The 21,276-nt window shown below is 60.6% G+C and carries 19 protein-coding genes; 4 read left to right on the top strand and 15 right to left on the bottom strand.

Going from position 1 to position 21,276, the window contains the following annotated elements; genetic code table 11:
• Positions 1-43 precede the first annotated feature (43 nt).
• The 4 genes from H7995_RS10875 to H7995_RS10860 form a co-directional block, all read right to left on the bottom strand.
• Positions 44-967: a universal stress protein gene (locus H7995_RS10875; RefSeq protein ID WP_166591844.1), complete on the bottom strand. Its 924-nt coding sequence runs from the start codon at positions 965-967 to the stop codon at positions 44-46.
• 104 nt (positions 968-1,071) lie between these two features.
• On the bottom strand, positions 1,072-2,310 hold the full coding sequence (locus tag H7995_RS10870; RefSeq protein WP_166591845.1) for an MgtC/SapB family protein: 1,239 nt from the start codon (positions 2,308-2,310) through the stop codon (positions 1,072-1,074).
• A 45-nt stretch (positions 2,311-2,355) separates the two neighbouring features.
• Positions 2,356-2,601 (bottom strand): hypothetical protein, encoded by a 246-nt coding sequence (locus tag H7995_RS10865; protein WP_166591846.1) that lies wholly within the window; start codon positions 2,599-2,601, stop codon positions 2,356-2,358.
• 40 nt (positions 2,602-2,641) lie between these two features.
• Complete coding sequence (locus H7995_RS10860) at positions 2,642-3,715, bottom strand: NAD(P)-dependent alcohol dehydrogenase (protein WP_166591847.1); 1,074 nt, start codon at positions 3,713-3,715, stop codon at positions 2,642-2,644.
• Between the two features lie 273 nt (positions 3,716-3,988).
• On the opposite strand from H7995_RS10860, the gene H7995_RS10855 reads away from it, so the two are divergent.
• From H7995_RS10855 to H7995_RS10840, 4 genes are all read left to right on the top strand, one after another.
• Positions 3,989-4,909 carry a universal stress protein gene (locus H7995_RS10855; RefSeq protein ID WP_166591848.1) on the top strand — a complete coding sequence of 307 codons (921 nt, stop codon included), beginning with the start codon at positions 3,989-3,991 and terminating at the stop codon, positions 4,907-4,909.
• A 156-nt stretch (positions 4,910-5,065) separates the two neighbouring features.
• The gene (locus H7995_RS10850; RefSeq protein WP_166591849.1) at positions 5,066-5,500 is read left to right on the top strand and encodes a YeeE/YedE family protein; all 435 of its coding nucleotides are present in this window, start codon (positions 5,066-5,068) and stop codon (positions 5,498-5,500) included.
• 2 nt (positions 5,501-5,502) lie between these two features.
• Complete coding sequence (locus H7995_RS10845; protein WP_166591850.1) at positions 5,503-5,922, top strand: DUF6691 family protein; 420 nt, start codon at positions 5,503-5,505, stop codon at positions 5,920-5,922.
• A 190-nt stretch (positions 5,923-6,112) separates the two neighbouring features.
• Positions 6,113-6,598 carry a hypothetical protein gene (locus tag H7995_RS10840; RefSeq protein WP_166591851.1) on the top strand — a complete coding sequence of 162 codons (486 nt, stop codon included), beginning with the start codon at positions 6,113-6,115 and terminating at the stop codon, positions 6,596-6,598.
• A 133-nt stretch (positions 6,599-6,731) separates the two neighbouring features.
• On the opposite strand, the gene H7995_RS10835 is transcribed toward H7995_RS10840, so the two are convergent.
• The 11 genes from H7995_RS10835 to H7995_RS10785 all read right to left on the bottom strand — a co-directional run bounded on the left by H7995_RS10835 (position 6,732) and on the right by H7995_RS10785 (position 20,981).
• Entirely contained in the window at positions 6,732-7,754 is a 1,023-nt protein-coding gene (locus H7995_RS10835) for an ABC transporter permease (protein WP_008063531.1), read from the bottom strand.
• Between the two features lie 54 nt (positions 7,755-7,808).
• Entirely contained in the window at positions 7,809-9,374 is a 1,566-nt protein-coding gene (locus H7995_RS10830) for a sugar ABC transporter ATP-binding protein (protein WP_185818351.1), read from the bottom strand.
• A gap of 70 nt (positions 9,375-9,444) precedes the next feature.
• Positions 9,445-10,371, bottom strand: a complete 927-nt coding sequence (locus H7995_RS10825) for a sugar ABC transporter substrate-binding protein (RefSeq protein WP_166591853.1) — start codon at positions 10,369-10,371, stop codon at positions 9,445-9,447.
• A 171-nt stretch (positions 10,372-10,542) separates the two neighbouring features.
• On the bottom strand, positions 10,543-11,580 hold the full coding sequence (locus tag H7995_RS10820) for a Gfo/Idh/MocA family protein (protein ID WP_166591854.1): 1,038 nt from the start codon (positions 11,578-11,580) through the stop codon (positions 10,543-10,545).
• Between the two features lie 144 nt (positions 11,581-11,724).
• Positions 11,725-12,735, bottom strand: a complete 1,011-nt coding sequence (gene iolG, locus H7995_RS10815; RefSeq protein ID WP_166591855.1) for a bifunctional inositol 2-dehydrogenase/D-chiro-inositol 1-dehydrogenase — start codon at positions 12,733-12,735, stop codon at positions 11,725-11,727.
• A 31-nt stretch (positions 12,736-12,766) separates the two neighbouring features.
• Positions 12,767-14,698: a 3D-(3,5/4)-trihydroxycyclohexane-1,2-dione acylhydrolase (decyclizing) gene (gene iolD / locus H7995_RS10810; protein WP_182344221.1), complete on the bottom strand. Its 1,932-nt coding sequence runs from the start codon at positions 14,696-14,698 to the stop codon at positions 12,767-12,769.
• Positions 14,699-14,790: 92 nt separating this feature from the next.
• On the bottom strand, positions 14,791-15,612 hold the full coding sequence (locus tag H7995_RS10805) for a TIM barrel protein (RefSeq protein WP_185818350.1): 822 nt from the start codon (positions 15,610-15,612) through the stop codon (positions 14,791-14,793).
• A gap of 24 nt (positions 15,613-15,636) precedes the next feature.
• Positions 15,637-17,139, bottom strand: coding sequence for a CoA-acylating methylmalonate-semialdehyde dehydrogenase (locus tag H7995_RS10800; protein WP_166591858.1), 1,503 nt, complete (start codon positions 17,137-17,139; stop codon positions 15,637-15,639).
• Between the two features lie 44 nt (positions 17,140-17,183).
• Positions 17,184-17,993 (bottom strand): 5-deoxy-glucuronate isomerase, encoded by an 810-nt coding sequence (gene iolB, locus H7995_RS10795; RefSeq protein WP_166591859.1) that lies wholly within the window; start codon positions 17,991-17,993, stop codon positions 17,184-17,186.
• Positions 17,990-18,883 (bottom strand): myo-inosose-2 dehydratase, encoded by an 894-nt coding sequence (iolE, locus tag H7995_RS10790; protein WP_166591860.1) that lies wholly within the window; start codon positions 18,881-18,883, stop codon positions 17,990-17,992. The genes iolB and iolE overlap by 4 nt, the downstream gene beginning before the upstream one ends.
• A 160-nt stretch (positions 18,884-19,043) precedes the next feature.
• Positions 19,044-20,981: a bifunctional 5-dehydro-2-deoxygluconokinase/5-dehydro-2-deoxyphosphogluconate aldolase gene (locus H7995_RS10785; protein ID WP_182344217.1), complete on the bottom strand. Its 1,938-nt coding sequence runs from the start codon at positions 20,979-20,981 to the stop codon at positions 19,044-19,046.
• Positions 20,982-21,276 lie beyond the last annotated feature (295 nt).

Raw genomic sequence — 21,276 nt, 5'->3', positions numbered from 1 at the left:
CGCGATGTTCCGGCCAACGGTTCATCGCGGGGTGATCCATCCCTCAGGATTGCAGCATTTTTCCCGGTTTGATCGCGAGCACACTGCACGGCGCCCGATGCAGAAGTTGCTCGGCCGTGGTGCCCAGTAGTTTGCTCAAGCCCTTGTGCTGCACCGTGCCCATGACAATGACATCGGTGTCGTGCTCACCGACAAATGCACAAATGCTCGGCACGGGGGCTCCCTCTACGAAGTGCCTGCACTGCGGTGGCACGCCGTGGCGTTCAGCAATGGCCGAAAACGCTTCATGCTGGGCCTTTCCCAGCATTTCATAGAGCCCGGTGGCCAACGGCAATGCACCAAAGCCCATGTCCTGGGCGTACACAGCCGTCCAGTCATAGACATGCAGCAGTTCGAGATTGGCTTCACAGATGGCGGCCAGTTTGGCGGCTGCATCGATAATCTGGTCGTTGAACACCGTGTCCTGCTCCTCGTCGCGCAGCACATCAATGATGGCCACTACGTTGCGCGGCCGGGCATTCAATGGCGTAGTCACCAGGTGCACCGGCACAGGACAGTCACGCAGCAACTGCCAATCCAGCGGTGTGAAAAATACCCGCTTGAACGCCGACTCTTCCTGGGCATCCTTGATGATCAGTGCCAGCGGCATTTCATTGATGAAGTTGAGGATTTCCTCGTAGGGATGCTGAACCCACACCACCTCGCTGGTCGCCTCCACGCCATGCTTGCTCATTAATGCGGCCTGATCGGCGAGCCATTGGCGATGGGTTTGCAGGTAGCCATCCCGCGCCAGGGCGAATTGCTCTGGGGCGAACAATCCCGACACCGCCAGGGCCTGTGAATAGTCGAACGCCACGATGTGCACGGGCATTTGCATCGCCAGCGCCAACGCCGCGGCCCGGTCGAAGGCCGGGGTGCGCGTCATGGCTGGAGGGGCGATCAAGAGTAAACGTTGAGTCTGCGACATGGGGCACCTCGGCACGCGGCCATTTCAATCCAGTAATAGAGTTACAGATTGATCGCTGCCAGCGTTGGGCATTTGATTTTTGTCAGTGACGTGCGCGATGTCCGTCAGGAAATCCACAAGCCTGCCCACATCGCCAGTGTCAGCAACACTTGGCCCGGTATCACATGAGCGGCGAAGCCTCGCCCGCCGCTGACCCACGCCACCACGCATTTGCTGATGGAGTTGCTGCTGATCGCAATCAGCACGGGAACGGCAACGGCATCGAAGGATAACTGGCCGGACTTGGCCAGCGTGGCGATCGAGGCCGTGGAGGCATGCGCATCGGCAAAACCGCTGAAGGTGGCGGTCAGCATCACGCCTACCTGGCCGAAATAGCTGAGCATCATGGAGGACACAAAGGCGATGCCGGTCATGGTCAAGGTGACAATCAGGGCCAGTTTGAGATTGAACGCCCCCCCGACCTTGATCGGCTGGCTGGCACCGGACGCCGGCTTGGGGAAGATCAGGCACAAGCCATACAGGACTGTTGCGCCAGCGCCGCCGGTCAGGGGGCCCCACATATGGCGCAGCAGGCCGGGGTCGACCGCCCCCAGAATCAGGCCGACCTGAGTGACGGTGGCGATATTGGACAGGATCGCGGCGGCGCTCAGAACCTTCATGTTTTCCGGTTGCCGGGCGACAAGATGGCCCATGGCGGCGATCGTCACGATGCTGGAGGCAAATCCGGAGGCAATGGCGCTGATTGCATAGCCATAACGGGTTCCCAGGGTTCGAACGGCGATGTGCCCAACCGCTCCCACCGCCATGAGCAATACAGTCAGGCTGCAAATAGTGCGCAGATTGATCGCAGCATAGGGACCGATGAAACGGTCAGGCGCCAACGGCAGCACAACCAATGCAGCCGTCAGGAGGATGAGGCCGTCGCCCAGCTCCGCATCCGTCAATTGGCTGCGGGCAAAGTGGTGAAGCTTCTCTCGATACGTCAGCAGTCCGGCCAGCACCACGCCGATAGCGATCGCCAGCTCCGGGCTCCTGCCGCACAACGCTCCCAGCACCAGCACCGTCAACAACGCCACTTCGCTGGTCACGCCGGGGTCGTCGCTCAGGCTTCGCCAGTAAGCCACTGTGACGAGTAGTCCCAGGGTGATGGCCACGATGCCTACCAGCAAGCCGCCCCCGACTTGCATCGCCCCATACCCCAGCAACGCCGTAATGGCGAATGTCCGCAACCCCGCACAGGCGCGGGTCTCGCCCTGCCCCTTGTGCCGTTCGCGTTCAAGACCGATGAGCATGCCAATCCCCAGCGCAGCAGCTGCACCGGTCAGCCCAACGGCCCCGTTCATTGGGTTGTCATCTGGCTGAGCGGCGCCCGGCACTGGACCACATCGTTACTCCACGGGGTCGGCACAAACGCGCTTGCCCTTGGTGACGTAAGCCGTTTGCCGGCCGGGCTTGCGTGGTGTGTCATGTGCCAGGCCCGCGCTACTTGGCCAGACATGGGGCGCCGCGATGCGGGCCTTGAGCAGGCCAACAAATGCCTGTGCTTCCCCCCGGCTGTTGAAGTTCACTTTAAAGTCATCCATGCACACGACCCAGCAATGGCTTGCCCGTTGCTCCTCGATATCAATGATCATAGCGACCTCCGTATTACGTCGAGAATCAGCGCGCATAGCCTCACGGCGTAATCGCGACCTTCATCACACCGTCCCGTTGGTGAGCAAACAATTCATAGGCCGCTTCAATATCATCGAGTTTGAAGCGGTGGGTCACCAGCGGCGACAGGTCCACACCACCGCTCTGCACCACCGCCATCAAGCGGCGCATGCGCTCCTTCCCGCCCGGGCACAGGGTCGTGACAATGCTGTAATCGCCCAACCCGGCAGCAAAGGCGTCCAGGGGAATACGCAGATCGCTGGAGTAGACGCCCAGGCTCGAGAGCCGTCCCCCCGGACGCAGCACCCGCAACGCCGATTCGAACGTGCCCTGGGTACCCAGGGCCTCGATGGCAACATCGACACCCCGGCCATCGGTCAGGGCCATGATCTGCTCGACCACGTTGCCGTCCTTGAAATTGACGACATGGGTCGCACCCAATTGTCGTGCAACGCTCATGCGCTCGGCCACGGCATCTACGCCGATGATCGTCGTCGCGCCTTTGAGCCGTGCACCGGCGACCGCGCACAGTCCGATGGGGCCCAGGGCAAACACCGCAACGGTATCGCCAATGTTCACCTCACCCCGCTCAGCCCCGGAAAATCCGGTGGACATGATGTCCGGGCACATCAGCACCTGCTCGTCACTGAGCCCGTCGGGAATGGGGCATAAATTGGCAAGTGCGTCCGGGACCAGCACGTACTCGGCCTGGCAGCCGTCGATGGTGTTGCCGAACTTCCAGCCGCCGATAGCCCGAAAGCCATGGCGGGTGTCCGGCCCGTCCTGGGAACCGCAGCCACACAGGCAGGCGTAACTTTGGCCGCTGGGCGTGATGGCGCCGGCGATCACCCGTTGTCCTTCGACAAACCCGCGCACCTGTGAGCCCAGCCGCTCGATGACGCCAACCGGTTCATGGCCCACGGTCAACCCTTTGGCCACCGGGTACTCGCCACGCAGGATGTGCACATCGGTGCCGCAAATGGTCGTGGTGGTGATACGCACCAATGCGTCCAGCGGACCGACCTCAGGGACGGGCTTGTCTTCCAGCACGATCCGGTTCTTTTCAACGAAAACCGCCGCTCTCATGGTTGCCACGGGGATGCCTCCTTAACGTATGAGCCAACGTTCTGCACGAGCCCAAAGACTGCGCCGGGGCGCCACGCGAAAGATTGATAATGGTCAACAATTTCGACACTGGACCAGGCCCGGACAACCGTGCGTCGGGCAACACCCTCCTTTGCCCTCCCTTTGACAAAGATCAAACCCGCTACCCTGAACAGCGGCAGGCTAAGGGCAAGACTGCACGGCCCCAAAACACCGCAACCATTGGGGCGAGCGATTGCACGATCACCTCACCGGAGAGTTGTCATGACTGATCAATCACGTTTCATGCTGGTCGTCTCGCCGCTGATGGAGCACAGCCCCGCCTTCGACCGGGCCGCTGCCTTGGCCAAAGCTGCGGGCGCCGCCCTGCATATCGTGGCGTTCGATTACCTTGAAGGGCTGGCAACCGCCAGCTTGGTCAACGAGCAGGCGATGGAGCAGATGCGACTGGGCTATGTCGAGCGGCACCGTCAGTGGCTCGAAGACCAGGCGCGTCCCTTGCGCAAGATCGGTGTGCAGGTGACCACGGAAGTCGTCTGGGTAGAGAGGCCGCTGCAGGAGATCCTCATTCACCTCAAAGAGCAGCCGATGAGCGTATTGATCAAGGCCCTGGAGCACGAGTCGCTGCTGTCACGCCTGATGTTTACGCCACTGGATATCCATCTGCTGCGCGAATGCCCGGTGCCCCTGCATTTCGTCAGTCAGTTGCACAATGTCTTGCCGCGCAGGATCGTCGCCGCCGTCGATCCGTTTCATTCCGATGACCAATACAAGGGCCTGAACGACCGGATTCTGCGTGAGGCCTCCAAACTGGCGAGCACCTGTGATGCAGAGCTGGACGTGATCTACGCCCATGACCTTTCCGGCATCAGCGCGGACGAATTCGGCTTCAGCAATGGCTCGGCGTTTTTCTCCTCGGCAAAAGCCAAGGTCCTGTTCGACGCGCAGGCGGATGCATTTCGCGACCTTGCCGAGCGCAACGGGATCGCGCCAGAGCGCCAGCACATGATCATGGGCAATCCTGCCAAGGTGCTTTCCAGCTATGCGGACGCCTATAACATCGATGTGATTGTCATGGGTCGTGTGGGTCACCGCGGCATGGGCCGGTTGATCGGCAGCACGGTGGAGCATCTGCTGTACAAGATGCCCTGCAGCGTGTGGGTGGTGTCTCCAGAAAACATCTGACGGTCGATGGCTCCCGCCGCACTCATCCGCGCTTGCTTCAGATTTCCAGCCACGTGGGTGACAATGCCACCCACGTGGCTGCCATGAGCCGCATTGCTCAGCGCGGCATTGGCCGTGACCCAACCCCTGTCTGAACCTGTGTGCCGGAGAAGCTTCGTGAATATCGATTGGCTCAATTTCACTCCCTGGTCATCCCTTGCCGGTGGCGCATTGATTGGCCTGGCGGCCAGTCTGTTCGTCGTTGCCAACGGGCGCATCGCAGGCATCAGCGGCCTGATGGGCAGTCTGTTACAGCGCCGCAGCGAAGGGGCAATCGAGAAAGCGCTGTTTCTCCTAGGCCTGCTCATCGCGCCGCTGGTATGGGGACTGTTTGCTACCCTGCCCAAAATTGAGTTCCAGAGTGGCTGGCTCGGACTCACGGTTGCGGGCTTACTGGTGGGCATCGGCACCCGTTACGGCTCGGGTTGCACCAGTGGGCATGGGGTGTGCGGCATATCGCGCCTTTCGCCGCGATCGATGGTCGCCACGGCGTGCTTCATGTTCAGTGGTTTCGCCACGGTGTTCGTCTTGCGTCATCTGCTGGGGGGCTGAACATGATCAAGCTGAGTGCGTTCATTTCTGGCCTGCTGTTCGGCCTGGGTCTGCTTCTGGCAGGCATGGCCAACCCGACAAAAGTGTTGGCTTTCCTGGATGTGGCCGGTGCCTGGGACCCTTCCTTGGCGTTGGTCATGGTCGCCGCCATTGGCGTAGCCGTTGGCCCGCTCACCTGGGCGCGGCAACAATCCAGCTCGCTGCTGGGAAGGCCAATGCAGCTACCGAGCAAACGTGAGCTGGACCCGCGTTTGGTGGGCGGCAGCCTGTTGTTCGGCATCGGCTGGGGGATAGCGGGCATCTGTCCTGGCCCCGCAGTGGCCATTGTGTTCACCGGACATTGGCAAGTGATTGTGTTCATGTTGGCCATGCTGGCCGGCATGTTGTTGTTTACTGCGCTGGAGACTCGGCGAAACCATTGAAAGGCAGAGCGCCGGGAAAACGAACACGCGGTGGTGGGTGGCACCTGCGAATGGCGGCAATCACTTCAGTATCTGATGTATGTCAAAGGCGCTTGCGACGGCTCTGCTATTTGTTCAAGGGTCATGCTGAGGCTTTCAATTTTGGCAACTCGGCATTTGCTTCAGCTCACCCCTACCCAGGCAGCCTGACATGAAAAACAGCAGATTGGCCGTGCTCTTCCTCACCGCTTCGTTAGTCCCCTTGTGGGCATTGGCAGCAGAGCCATCCCAAGTGACGCAGGCGCAACAACAGGCCCCGAATGTGGCCGAGTTCGATAAGCAGATGGTTCAGGCGCAAGACATCTTCAAGAAGATGCAGGCTCAGATGGAGCAAATTCAGCAAACCCAGGATCCCCAACAGCGCCAGAAGCTCCTTCAGGAGCATTGGAACACCATGCAAAATGGAATGAGCATGATGAACGGTATGTGGGGGCCGGGAATGATGGGCAAAGGGCACATGATGGGAGGTAGCCACATGATGGGGTGGCAGGACTACTCGAACATGACCCCGGAGCAGAAGAATCAACACCAGTACATGATGGACAGGTACACGGGGATGCAACAGATGATGATGGACAACATGATGCGCCATCAACACTTCATGCAGGGGCCGCCACCGGCCAAGCCTGGGCAGTAGGCCAGCGCCGAGTCTGACCCGACGGGAAAGCCGCTCACGTAACGCCGTCGAGAACGCGGCAACCCGTTTCAATGCGTGCTGGGAATATGGGCAAGCGAGGGCCGGAACAGGCCCTCGCTGTTTGCAGTCACACTCAGCGCTTGAGTTTGCGCTTGTTGCGGTATTGGTCGATGACCACCGCGACCACGATGATCAAGCCTTTGATGATGTCCTGAATGTAGGCATCGACTCCGACGAAGGTGAATCCGCTGGCCATCACCCCAAGGATCAGTGCGCCGATGACGGTGCCGGTGATGCGCCCCACCCCGCCCGCCAGGCTCGTGCCGCCGATGACCGCGGCGGCAATCGCATCCAGTTCATAGGACATGCCCATCCCGGCCTGCCCGGTGGCGGCACGAGCCGAAGCGACCACACCCGCCAGTCCCGCCAGCAACCCGGCGATGCTGTAGACGATGACCAGATGGCGTTTGACGTTGATACCGGACGTGCGCGCCGCCTGCATGTTGCCGCCGATGGCGTAGGTGTATTTACCGTACTTGGTGTAGCGCAGTGCGATGTGAAAGATCACCGCCACCACCAGAAAAATGATCACCGGCATCGCACCGTGACCAATGGCCGTGTAGGAGTCCGATAGCATGCTCACCGGCTGGCCTTCGGTGTAGTAACGCGCCAGGCCACGGGCCGAGACCATCATGCCCAAGGTGGCAATGAACGGTGGTATCCCGGTGATCGCAATGATGCTGCCGTTGATTGCCCCCGCCAACAGCCCGACACCGAGCCCGACAATCACTGGAATCCATACCGGCAAGTCCGTCAGTGACGGGAATACCGCCCGTGCGAAGTCCGAGGTCTGCGCCAGGCTGGCGGCGATCATCGCCGACAATGCCAGCACTGAGCCTGATGAGAGGTCAATGCCGGTGGTGATGATGACCTGGGTCACGCCAATGGCCAGCAGGCCTATGATCGACACTTGCAGGATCATCAGCACCAGGCGTTGGGAGTTCATCAGGAAGCTCTGGTCGCGCACGATCCAGCCGAACACCTCGAACACCAGGCCGATGCCGATCAGCACCAGGAAGATGCTCAGTTCAGTCGGAAAGCGTCGGCGACTCTTGACCGGTACCGTTGCTGGTTTGTTTTCCAGTATCGCATTCATAACCACTCACCCTTCTATCGCATCGTCGACGCTGGCCGAGCCAGCGCCGGCCCATTAGTGAACCGCGGACATGCCCGAGGCCAGTTGCATCACTCGCTCCTGAGTCGCTTCGCTGCGGTCGAGAGTGCCAATCAGGTCGCCTTCGTGCATGACCATGACCCGATCGCTCATGCCGAGCACTTCCGGCAGTTCCGAGGAAATCATGATCACCGCCATGCCTTCGCTGGCGAGGTAGGAGATAAGCCGGTAAATCTCGGCCTTGGCGCCGACATCGATGCCGCGGGTCGGCTCGTCGAGAATCAGGACTCGTGGATTGGTCATCAGCCAGCGCGCCAGCAAGGCCTTCTGCTGATTACCGCCGGACAAGGTGTCGATGCATTGCTCAAGCGACGGCGTTTTCACCCGCAGCTTCTTGCACATGTCTTCGCACAGGGCGCGCAGGGCTTTTTGCTGGATGAAACCGCGACCGGCGAAGTGCGGCAGCACCGCCATTTCCATGTTTTCCAGGACTGACAGGCACGGGAACAGGCCGCTGAGCTTGCGATCCTCGGTCAACAGGGCAAAGCCATTCTCGATGGCCATGTGCGGATCGGTAATGCGCACCACTTCACCGTCAAGGCGAATCTCGCCACCGTCGCTGGGGGTGATGCCAAAGATCGCCTCGGCAACGTTGGTCCGCCCCGAGCCCATCAACCCGGCAATGCCGAGGATCTCGCCGGCATGCAGATCGAAGGACACCTCCTTGAAGATGCCATCGAGCTTGAGGTCGCGCACCGACAACAACAGATTGCCAATCGGCTTTTCACGCACCGGGAACAGCTGGCTCAGTTCACGCCCGACCATCATCGAAATCAGGCTGTCGCCGTCCATGCTGTCGGCCCGTTGCAGGCCGATGTAGGCGCCGTCGCGGAACACGGCCACTTCGTCGGCGATGCTGAACACTTCATTCATTTTGTGGGTGATATAGATGATGCCTTTGCCCTGGCTCTTGAGGTCGGCAATGATCGAAAACAGGTGGGCGACTTCCTTGTCGGTGATGGCCGAAGTCGGTTCGTCCATGATCAGGATGTCGGAGTCGTAGGACACCGCCTTGGCGATCTCGACCATCTGCCGTTCGGCGATGCTCAGGTTGCCGACCTGTTCTTCCGGATCAAGGTTGATGCGCAGGCGCTCCAGCAGCTTCGCCGTGCAACGGTGCATTTCCCGGTGGTCGATCATGTGGAAACCGTTGAGCTGCTCACGGCCGATCCAGATGTTCTCGGCGATGCTCATGTGCGGCATCAGGTTGAGCTCCTGATGGATCATCGCGATCCCGGCCTGCAGCGCTGCCAGGGGCGTTTCGAAGACCACCGGCTTGCCCCGCAGGCGCAGTTCGCCGGCGTCTGGCTGGTAGATGCCGGCGATGATTTTCATCAAGGTGGATTTGCCCGCGCCGTTCTCGCCCATCAGGGCCAACACGGAACCGGGGCGTACCCGCAACTGGACGTCGGACAAGGCCACCACCCCGGGGAAACCCTTGCTGACGTTGACGATCTCCAACAGGTACGGCTCATCGACAGGTATTGCGGTTGGCTGGACACCCGGCAACGGGGTGCTCTTAGCAGTCGCTGAAGCGAACATGATCAGGTACTCCATCAGCAAGGTCGCGGTTGCCACCTTGCGTGTTTATTGTTGTTATTGAGCGGACGGACTATTTGAACTGGTCAACGTTCTGCAGGGTGATCAAGCGATACGGCACCCATACGGCAGGCTCTACCGGCTCGTTTTTGGCCATTTTCACGGCTGTCTCGATCGAACCGTCTGCCTGCCCCTTGGCGTCCTGAAACACCGACACGACCAGAGAGCCTTTCTTCACGGCGTTCAAACCGTCAGGCGTACCGTCGACCCCGGCGATCAGGATGCTGCCTTTTTCGACTCCGGCCTGCTGCAGGGCCATCGCGGCACCGATGGCCATCTCGTCATTGTTGGAGACGACCGCGTCGAACTTGCGGCCCTGGGTCAGCCAGTCGTTGACCAGGGTCATGCCCTTGTCCCGCAACCAGATGCCGGTTTGCTCTTGCTCGATCTTGATGTTCGGGTACTTGGCCAGCACCTCTTTGACACCCTTGGTACGGTTGGTGGTGGAGTTGTTCGCCAGGTCGCCCAGCAGGATCACGATGTCACCCTTGCCGCCCATTCTGTCGGCCAGGTATTGCATCTGCATCTGACCGGCCTCCATATCGTTGGAGGCGACAGTGACCACGCCTTTGGGCAGGTTCAGGTCATCGGGACGCCGATTGACGTACACCAGCGGAATGCCGGCCTTGACCGCCGCTTCGGTGATTTTTTTGGTGGCGGCGGTATCCACGGGGTTGACCACAATGGCGTCGACTTTCTGACTGATGAAGCTTTCTACCTGGCTCAACTGCCGGACCACGTCGCTGCGTGCGTCTTCGAACTGCAGCTTGACGCCATCGGGATAGGACTTGGCTTTGGTGTCCATGGATTCACGCAGATAGGTCAGCCAGGTGTCATCGAACTGCGACATGCTGACACCGATCTTCATGTCAGCGAGGGCAGCGCCACTGGCGAACATCAGTGACAAGGCAAGTGAGGCGAAACGGATCTTGGTCTTCATGAAAGGTCTTTCTCCACATTCTTGTTGGTTTTATGGATAAGGCGTGACGATTTCAGTAAGCGGGCAAGCGGGAAAAGTGTTGGAGCCGGGTGCGAGGCAGTTCGCTGGAAATGACTTTATTGGAAAATATTTTCCATATCAACTCATTTTAGAATTTTATTCTAATTTTGTTCAGCGACGCTCGAAGGGGCTCAATTGCACCACCTGATGGCGCTCGAAACTCAGCCGCGCAGCGTCTAGCACACGGGTGGTCGCCAGTGCATCGCGGGCGTCCACAGGCAGTGGGCCACCGCCCTGCAATGCGGCTTGCAGTTGTAAATAGAACTGATTCCAGCAACCTCGTTCGGAGGGAACCCTTTCGCGCACTTCGCCCTGTTCGAACCAGCCCCAGCGGCGATGCTCTTCGACGCCCCAGCGCTCGCCTTCGGATTTGGGCGTGAGCCCGGCAAGGGCCGACGCCTCCTGCCCATCCAGACCGTCGACGCTGTAGCAGCCCTGAGTGCCGGTCACGCGAAAGCGCGGGCCGGGGGTGTTTTGCAAGCAACTGCCGCCCAGGTGCGAGATCACACCGCTAGCGTGAGTCAGGGACATAAAGAAGCCGTTATCGAACGTCTGGTCTTTCTCCAGATAATCCAGCTCGGCATAAACCTGGGAGACCGGGCCAAACAGCAGCAGTGCCTGATCCACCAGATGACTGCCCAGATCACGCAGGAAACCGCCACCACTGCCGTTGTTCACCGACTGCGGCGAGTAACGTTCGATCCGCGATTCAAAACGGCTGACCTGGCCCAGCGCACCGGACTCAATGAGTTTGCGCACGGTCAGAAAGTCCGAGTCCCAGCGCCGGTTCTGGTAGACGCTCAGTTGCACGCCCTGACGCTCGGCCATGGTGATCAGGGTTTGCGCTTGTTGCGCATCAGCGGCGAACGGCTTGTCGCTGACCACCGCCACGTTGTGTTCGATGGCGTCGAGTACCAGCGCCGGGCGGCCTTTGAGCGGTGTCGACACGACCAGCACATCGACCCCGATTTCGACCAGTTGACCGATGTTGTCGAAGGCCGGCACGCCGGGGTGTTCTGCCCCCAGCAAGCGGCGCCGTTCCGTTGAACGGGTCACCACACCGACGAAGGTGGCACCCGGCAAACTGCTGATCAGTGGAGCATGGAAAAACCGGCCGCCATGGCCGTATCCGACAAGTCCGATGCGCATGATTGTGTTTTCCTTATGGAGCGCGGCCCCTGTGGGGGCGAGCTTGTTCCGGGCAGCGTTGCGACGATGACGACAGCACCTTCGAAAACGGGGTGACTGTTGGATCGCAACCGCGAGCCAGCTCGCTCTCACAGGGGAACATTGTTAGTCGTAGAAAGACGGGCGCTCTGGCAGGCCGACTTTTACGATCTGCCCGCTGCTCTGCGCCTCGATGCACGCATCCGCCGCCACCGCCGCCGCAAAGCCATCCCACGCCGAAGGACCGCCAACCTGCCCGGCCCGTACGCCATCGATGAACGCCTGCAACTCGACGTCATACGCGGCGATGAACCGGTCCTTCCAGTCCATCAGAATCGCATTGGACAGTTTCGCCCCGCTGCGCAATTGAACCTGCGACGGTTCCGGCAGTTTGGCGATGCCGGTCTCCCCCACCACTTCGCACTGGATGTCGTAGCCGTACTGGCAGTTGACGAACACTTCCACATCGATGCGCGTGCCCTTGGCGGTTTCCAGCAGCACGATCTGCGGGTCTTTCAAATGAGCGTGGGCCTTGCTGGTCTTGCGAGGGAATACCACCTGTACCGACACGTAGTCGTCATCGAGCAACCAGCGCAGCACATCCAGCTCATGGATCAGGGTGTCGGTGATTGCCATGTCGGTCTTGTAGTTCTCGCCCACGGTCGGGTTGCGGTGGGCGCAATGCAACATCAACGGCTCGCCGATCTGGCCGCTGTCGATCACCGATTTCAGCGCCCGATACCCCTCGTCGTACGGCCGCATGAAACCGACCTGTACCAGCCGCTTGCCGTGCGCCACTTCCGCCTCGACGATCTTGCGGCAGCCTTCGGCAGTGACGGCCAGCGGTTTCTCACAGAACACCGGCTTGCCGGCGGCAATCGCGGCCAGCACGAACGCTTCGTGGCTCGGCCCCCAGGAGGTCACGAGGATCGCCTCGACGTCTGGCGCCTCGATCAGGGCGTGACCGTCGGGATAAACCTCGGCGGTCAGCTTGAGGTCGGAAACGACCTTGGCCGCTTGTTGCAGGTTGATGTCGGTGACCGCCACAACCTGGCTATTGAGCAAGGTCTGACTGCAACGCCGGATGTGGTCCTGGCCGATGGCCCCGGTGCCGATGACGCCAAGCTTCAAAGACATATAAAACTCCTGTTTGTTCGTTTCAGGGCAATCAGTATTGACGGGCCTTGGCCAGTCGTTCGTTGAGGGTCTTGGCCACCGTATCGGTGCGGGCGCTGGTGGAAATCTGCGCCACGCCGACCCGCCACCACGACAGGTAGCCGTGAATCATGGTCTTGGGCAAAACCTTGATGTCGATCAGTGTCGAAACCGTCTGCAAGCGCGCATCCGCCAGTGCGGCTTTCAGCGCTTCAACACTGGTCACTGTGTACGTCTTGCAGCCATAGGCCGCCGCGCTCATGGCGAAATCCACCGGCACAAAGCCGCCATCGAGCTTGCCGGTTTGCGGGTCGCGGAAGCGGAACTCAGTGCCGAAGCTGTCCATGCCGTTGCCCATCTGCAAGTTGTTGATGCAGCCGAAGGTCATGTTGTCCAGCAGCACCACGTTGATCTTGCGCCGCTCCTGAATCGAGGTCGCCAGTTCCGAGTGCAGCATCATGTAGGAGCCGTCGCCCACCAGCGCGTAGACCTCACGATCTGGCTCGGCAAGTTTCACACCCAACGCAGCATTCACCTCGTACCCCATGCAGGAATAGCCGTACTCGACGTGGTAAGTGTTCACGCCCTTGCTGCGCCAACTGCGCTGCAAGTCGCCAGGCAGGCTACCGGCGGCGGCCACAATCACGGCGTCGTCCGCCAGGGTTTCGTTGAGCACGCCGAGCACACGGCTCTGGGTCAGGCAGGAGCCGGTCAGCTCGATGAATTCGCGCAGCACCGCCGGGTCCATGTGGTCGTTGATTTCCGGGACGAAATCCTTGGCCTGGAATTCCACCTGATAGAGGCGATCGACTTCCTCATCCAGTTGCGCCTTGGCCTGACGGGGTTGATCGCCCCAACTCGAGCGATAGTCACCCAGCGCTTGGGCCAACGCCGACAAACCGGTTCTGGCATCCGCCAGCAATTGCACGCCGTCGAGTTTCAGGGCGTCGCAGGGGCTGATATTGAGGTTGAGAAATTGCACCTGCGGGTGCTGGAACAATGACTTGGACGCGGTGGTGAAGTCGCTGTAACGGGTGCCAATGCCGATGATCAGGTCCGCGTCCCTGGCCAGCAGGTTCGCCGCCAGGCAACCGGTTTCCCCGATGCCACCGACGTTCAGCGGATGGCTGGACACCACCGCGCTCTTGCCGGCCTGGGTTTCGGCGAAAGGAATGTCAAAGCGCTCGGCAAATGCCTGCAATGCGGCGTTGGCACCGGAATAACGAACCCCGCCACCGCAAATGATCAACGGTTTACGCTTGCCTTTGAACAACGCCAGTGCATCGCCGAGCATGGCTTCGGTGGCTGGACGACGCTCGATGCGGTGCACGCGTTTTTGCAGGAAATAATCGGGATAATCGTATGCCTCGGCCTGCACGTCTTGCGGCAAGGCGAGGGTCACGGCGCCGGTTTGCGCAGGATCTGTGAGCACACGCATCGCGTGGATTGCTGCGGTCATCAACTGCTCGGGACGGTTGATGCGATCCCAGTATTTACTGACCGCCTTGAACGCGTCGTTGGTGCTGATGCTCAGGTCATGGAACTGCTCGATCTGTTGCAGCACCGGGTCCGGTTGACGGCAGGCGTAGACATCGCCGGGCAACAGTAGCAAGGGAATACGGTTGGCTGTCGCGGTGGCGGCCGCGGTCAGCATGTTCGCCGCGCCTGGCCCCACCGACGAGGTGCAAGCGTAGATCTTGCGCCGCAGGTGCTGCTTGGCGAAACCGATCGCGGCGTGGGCCATGCCTTGCTCGTTGCGGCCCTGATGGACGATCAGGTCGCCGCTGTCCTGCTCAAGTGCCTGCCCCAGACCCAGCACATTGCCGTGGCCGAAAATGGTAAAGATCCCGGCGACGAATTTGCTCTGAACGCCATCGACCTCGATGTACTGGTTGTCGAGGAATTTCACCAGGGCCTGGGCCATGGTCAGTCTTGTTGTGGTCATGCTTGCACCTTCCTTTGAAGCTAAATCCGGTGTGCGTTGTGGAATGCGATCAACTGTGGGAGCGGGCAAGCCCGCTCCCACAGGGATCTCCATTAACCTAGGGATTTGTGCAGGTGATCCATGCTCGCGCCGATCGCCTGTTCGATATTCTTCAGCCCATGCACGCAGTCAGCAAAGGGTTCGAACGACAGGTAGCCGCTGTAGCCGCTACTGAGCAACGTGTCGATCTGCGCGGCGTTGCCGAGAGTGTCGCCCTCGCCCACCAACACCCGATGCCCGTCACGAAGGGTGGCCAACGGCGCCTCGGCATCTTCGACGCCGGAGATGTGTACCAGCCCGGTCAGCTCAGGGAAGAACTCGTGCTCGCCGGCCAGGTGATGGTGAAAGGTGTCGTGGACCAACCGGAACACATCCAGCCCGCCGATGGACTTGATCGCCTCCACCGCCGTGCGTTTACGGCGCAGCGAGCACTCTTCGAAACCCAGCGGCTCGATGAAGCCGAGAATGCCGTGATCACGCAGGATCGGCGCCAGCTGACTCAATGCCGTGCGCAGGCCTGAAGCGCGTTCGGCTTCGCTGCGCGGGTCGGCACGGCCGTTCAAGGGACACATGACCAGCCCTTGCGCGCCGCAATCCCGGGCATAGGCTGCGAGCTTCAAGGCTTGCTCACGGCGCTCGTCGTTCCACACATCAAACGGGTACAGCGCGTTGATCGACAGCACGGTGATGCCTTTGGCCGCGCATAACTCACGCACGCGTTCGGGTGCCGTGCCGTCTTCGATCTCGATGCCTTCGAGGTCATTGCGAATCTCGATGGCGTCGGCCTTGAGGGTCACCGCCAGCTCGATGAAATCTGGCAGCGACAAGCGGGGGGCGACCATACGGTTCAAGGCGAAACGCAGGGGCTTGCTCATTATTGTTGTTCTCCGCGCAGTGAACTATTTAGCCGTCGGCATGCTGAATTCGGGGCCCTTGGCGATGCTGTCGGGCCAACGCTGCATCACGCTTTTGTAGCGGCTGTAGAAGCGGATGCCTTCTTCGCCGTAGGCATGGTGGTCGCCGAACAGCGAGCGTTTCCAGCCACCGAACGAATGCCAGGCCATGGGTACCGGAATCGGCACGTTGATGCCGACCATGCCGACCTTGATGCTGCGGGCGAAGGCTCGGGCAACCCCACCGTCGCTGGTGAAACACGACACGCCGTTGCCGAATTCGTGGGCGTTGATCAGGGCCACGGCGCTGGCGAAATCCGGAACCCGCACGATGCCCAGCACCGGACCGAAGATTTCCTGCTGATAGATGCTCATCTCGGTGGTGACGTTATCGAACAGGGTCGCGCCGACAAAGAAGCCATTCTCGGCCCCCGGCACCTTGAAGTTTCGACCGTCGACAATCAGCTGTGCGCCCTGGGCGACACCTTCATCGATGAACCCTTCGACCTTGGCCTTGTGCTCGGCGGTGACCAGTGGCCCCATGTCGGTGTCGCCCTGCAGGCCGTTACCGACCTTGAGTTGATCAATGCGCGGCAGCAGTTTGGCAATCAACTGATCGCCCACATCACCGACCGCCACGGCAATCGAGATCGCCATGCAACGCTCACCGGCCGAGCCGTAAGCCGCACCAATCAAGGCATCCGCCGCTTGGTCCAGGTCCGCATCGGGCATGACGATCATGTGGTTTTTCGCCCCGCCCAGGGCCTGTACGCGCTTGCCGCGAGAGGTGGCTTGCTGGTGGATGTATTGGGCAATCGGCGTCGAGCCGACAAAGGAAATCGCCTCGATGTCCGGGTGCTGCAGCAGGGCGTCGACCGCGGTCTTGTCGCCCTGGACCACGTTGAACACCCCGTCCGGCAAACCCGCTTCGGTCAGCAGGCGAGCCATCAGCAAACTGGCGGACGGATCGCGCTCGGAGGGCTTGAGGATGAAGCAGTTACCGGTGACCAGCGCCAGCGGGATCATCCACAGCGGCACCATCACGGGAAAGTTGAACGGCGTAACCCCGGCGCAAACGCCGAGTGGCTGGCGCAGGTTCCAGTTGTCGATACCGCCGCCGATGTTGTCGCTGAATTCGGTTTTCAACAGGTTCGGCGCACCGCAGGCGTATTCGACGATTTCGATGCCACGGGTGACTTCGCCCTTGGCGTCGGAGAACACCTTGCCGTGTTCGCGGCTGATGATTTCTGCCAGTTCATCGTGATGGCGGTCGAGCAATTCCTTGAACTTGAACATCACCCGCGAACGCCGTAGGGACGATTGCTCGGACCAGGCTGGAAAGGCTTTGAGGGCGGATGCTACAGCCTCGTCTACCGTCTTCTCGCTGGCCAGCCCGACCCGGGCCTGCACGCTGCCGGTCGCCGGGTTAAAGACATTGCTGAACCGCTCACTGCCGCTGTCTTGCACCTGACCGTCTATGTAATGGCCTACAACCTGGGCGTCGCTCATCGTTATTGTTCTCCGTGCAGATAGTGGAATTCAGACGTTGGAATTCAGAGATCCAGCAGCCAGCTGTGCTGCGGATCGTTATGGAACTGCCAGACGCGTTTCGGGCCAGCCATCACGTTCAGGTAATAGGACTCGTAGCCGTACGGCACACTGACCGGGTGATAGCCCTTGGGCACGACCACCAGGTCGCTGTTTTCCACGGCCATGGCCTGGTCGATGCTGCGATCGTCGGTGTACACCCGCTGGAACACGAAGCCCTGGGGCGGGTTGATCTGGTGGTAATAGGTTTCTTCGAGAAAGCTCTGGTGCGGCAGGTCGTCGGTGTCGTGCTTGTGCGGTGGATAGCTCGAGGAATGCCCGGACGGTGTGCGCACTTCGACCACCAGCAGTGAATGGGCGGGCGCGGTGTCCGGCAGGATGTCGCAGACGTAACGGGTGTTGGCGCCCTTGCCGCGCACACTGCGCTTCATCGTGTCTGGTTTGATCAACCGTGGGCCAAGGGCTTCGGTGGTCGAACCAGGCGCAGCGCACACGGCAATTTGCACATCACTGAGGGCGACCACCTGGGCTTGACTGCCAGGCGGCAAGTACGCGGCGAACGGAGACTTGTCTTCGAACACTGACTGCCGATCGCCAATGTTGTCCCAGTCGAACGCGCCCTGCCCCGGCGCTTCGCCCTTGATGCTGACCCGGCCGCTGAGTAGCACCAGGCATAATTCTTTACCACCTGCCGAGACCGGTAGGGTTTCACCCAGGCCCAAGCGATAAGCCGCGAAGCCGACGTATTGCAGCTCGCCGTCGCCCAACTCGACCATGGTGCGGCCGCGGGCGTTGCTTTTGACCAGCAGGCTCATGACGCAACCCTCGCGTCGAGCAACGCCCGCAAGGTGTCGTAGCCTTTTTTCGCGTAGACATAACTCGGCGCCACCGCCGGGTCCTGCTCGGCTTCGACCACCAGCCAGCCGTGGTAATCGGCGGCCAGCAGCACGTCGAGCAATGAGCCGAAGTCGATATCTCCATCGCCGGGCACGGTGAAGGTGCCGTTGATGATGCAGTCCGGGAAGCTCCACAGGTTGTTGCGCGCCAGCTGCACCACCGGTTTGCGCACGTCCTTGAAATGCACATGACAGATACGGTCGATGTGCTTGCGCAGCACCTGCAAGGGTTCGCCGCCGCCCATGTAGCAATGGCCCGAATCGAACAGCAGGCCAACTTCACTGCCGGTCAACGCCATCAGCTTGTCGATGTCCGCCGGGGATTCGACGTAAGCGCCCATGTGGTGGTGATAGGCCAGACGTACGCCCTGGGACAGGGTGAAACGCGCCAGTTCGGTGAGCTTGTCGGCATATTCCTGCCAGGCCTGTTCGGTGTGCAAACGTGGGCGCTCAACCAGCGGAATGCGCTGGCCTTGAATGGAGTCGGCGACTTCACCGTAAACCAGCACCTTGGCGCCGTTCTTCGCCAACAGCTCGAGATGGCTGCCGATGGCGTCGATTTCCTCCGCCACCGAGCGGCGGGCCAGACGGCTGGAGTACCAGCCGGACACCAGCGCCAGGTCGTAGGGCCGCAGCACGTCGCCGACGCCTTTGGCGTCCTTGGGGAATTTGCCGTTGAGTTCGAAACCTTCGTAGCCGATTTCCTTTCCTTCGCTCAGGGCGGTGCTCAACGGCGTCTCGCCACCGAGGGACGGCAGGTCGTCGTTGCTCCAGGAGATCGGGTTGATGCCAATTCGGATAGCGGGCATGGCTGCACCTTTTATTGTTTTACACACATCAGTAAGAACGACGCTGAACCCTTGTGGGAGCGGGCTTGCCCGCGATTACGGCGGCACATTCAACATTAATGTGTCGGCTAGATCGCTATCGCGGGCAAGCCCGCTCCCACAGGGGTATTACGGTGCTTCATCAAGCGCGGGACGCACGCCAGGCATCGATCAATTCGACAAAGGTGCCTTGCACCTGCTCAATCAGCACTTCATCGTCGATTTCCCCGGCCAGCCACGCGCGGCTCGGTTCCTGGAAAATGGTCCGGCCGACGGCGAACCCGCGACAGGTCTGGCTCTTACTGGCCTGCTGAAAGCCTTCGGCCAACGCTGATGCCGGAGCATTCAAGCCCAGCAACACCACCCCTCGGCAGTACGGATCGCGCTCCTGGATCAGCGCGTCGAGTTGCTGCCACTCCTCGGCGCTTTGCGCTTCGATCTTCCACCACGCCGGGTAGATGCCCAGGTTGTAGAGGCGTTTGAGGGCGCGATACAACACGTCAGGGTGGGCCGAGGGGTGATCCTTGGGCGGGATGATTTCCAACAACAGTTCATGACCGCTGACCTGGGACGCCTGATACAAGCCCTTGATCTGCGCTTCCTGTTCCAGACGCAGCAGAGGCTCGTCATCGGGATGAAATTGCACCAGGCACTTGATGATCTGTTCCTGTGGCCAGGCAATCAGGTTGCTGCCGATAGAGCGGCCGTGTTCGAAGGCCAATGGCCGCGAACCCTGGACTTCCACCGGCCGCGCCACCCACCAGCCGCGACCGGTGGCGGCGTTCAGTGAGTCCTGGCCGAAACGTTGATCGGCCAGCAGCCCAACATCGGCGTCGATGCCTTGCTCGCGCAAATCGGCTTCGACACGTTCCACGGCCTGGATGAACAGTTGCTTGAGTTCGCTGATGGCGTTGAGGTCACGGCCGCCCTTTTGCGCCAGCTCCACCAGTTGCCAGCGATGGTCGAAGGCAAAGATGAACAGTTGCCTCCACTGTTTGCGCGGCACGCTGACCTGGTGCAGGCGCTGCAACACGGCGTCCTGGTCCGGACGGGTAATCGGCACCGGGCTGTTGAACAGGTAATCCAGTTCGGCGCGGGTCGGCATCGCCGGGGCGCAAGCATGGCGCGACACCACCAGGCCGCCGCAGGCGTTGGCCAACTGGCAGCAGCGCTCATCGCTGGCGTCCTCCAGCCAGCCACTGAGGAAGCCCGACATAAAGGCATCACCGGCACCCAGCACATTGAGCACTTGTACTTGCACGCCAGGATAAATCACGCCGTCTTCAAGTCGTGCCGCAATCGCGCCGTGAATCACCGTGCAGCCTTGCGGGCCGAGCTTGACCACCAAGGTTGCAGCACTCAAGCGCCGGACGTTACGTAGCGCCGTGAGCAAATCCTCGGCGCCACCGGCAATCAGAAACTCTTCTTCAGTGCCGACGATCAGGTCGAAACGCGAAAGGATTGTCTGCACATGCTGGCTGACGTTCTGGCTGGCGACGAAACGGGTTTCACCATCCGCCTTGCCGGCCAACCCCCAGAGCACCGGGCGGTAGTCGATGTCCAGCACCCGTTTGACATTGTGTTTCTCGGCATAGTCCAGCGCCTGAATGCTCGCCTTGTACACGCCGTCGGTAGAGAAATGCGTTCCGGTGATCAGCAAGGCTTTGCTGGAGGCGATATAGGTTTCGCTGATGTCTTCGGCCCGCAGCGCCATGTCGGCACAGTTTTCGCGGTAGAAGACCAGGGGAAAGGTTTCGCGGTCCTTGAGACCCAGCAGCACCATGGCGGTCAGGCGCTCAGGATCGACCTTGATGCCACTGGTATCGCAGCCTTCACGGGCCAGGGATTCAACGAGGAAGCGGCCCATGTGGTCGTCCCCTACCCGGCTCAGCATCGACGACTTGAGCCCCAGCCGGGCGGTGCCGAACGCGATGTTGGCGGACGAACCGCCCAGGTATTTGGCGAAGCTGCTCACATCCTCCAGCCGCGCCCCGACTTGCTGCGCATAGAGGTCGACGCCAAGGCGTCCGAGGCAAATCAGATCCAATTGACGCCCACTGGCAAAACGAGTCTGGCCCATGCTGGCTCCTGTTATTTTTATCAGCCTGCGTTCGGGGCGATGAAGGCGCCGAACACTCTTGGTGGGATGCAGACTAAAACGACCCGGACCGAACAATCAATAATTATTCCAATTATTTTTTACATGGAATATTTTTTCCAATAAGCTTTGGTACAAGCGCTCCAGACGCGGTACATCGTTTCAGCAAGCATCGCACCGCTGCAAGGCTCAAGATTTTATTCAGGCCGACCCTGTAGACTGCGCAGAGTCAACCTATTGTCAGGGGGCGAGGTGAAAATCGTCCCTATAAGTACAA

This window comes from Pseudomonas kielensis (genome assembly GCF_014236655.1).
Classification (GTDB): Bacteria; Pseudomonadota; Gammaproteobacteria; order Pseudomonadales; family Pseudomonadaceae; genus Aquipseudomonas; species Aquipseudomonas kielensis.
This window is presented reverse-complemented; position numbering and strand designations above follow the sequence as displayed.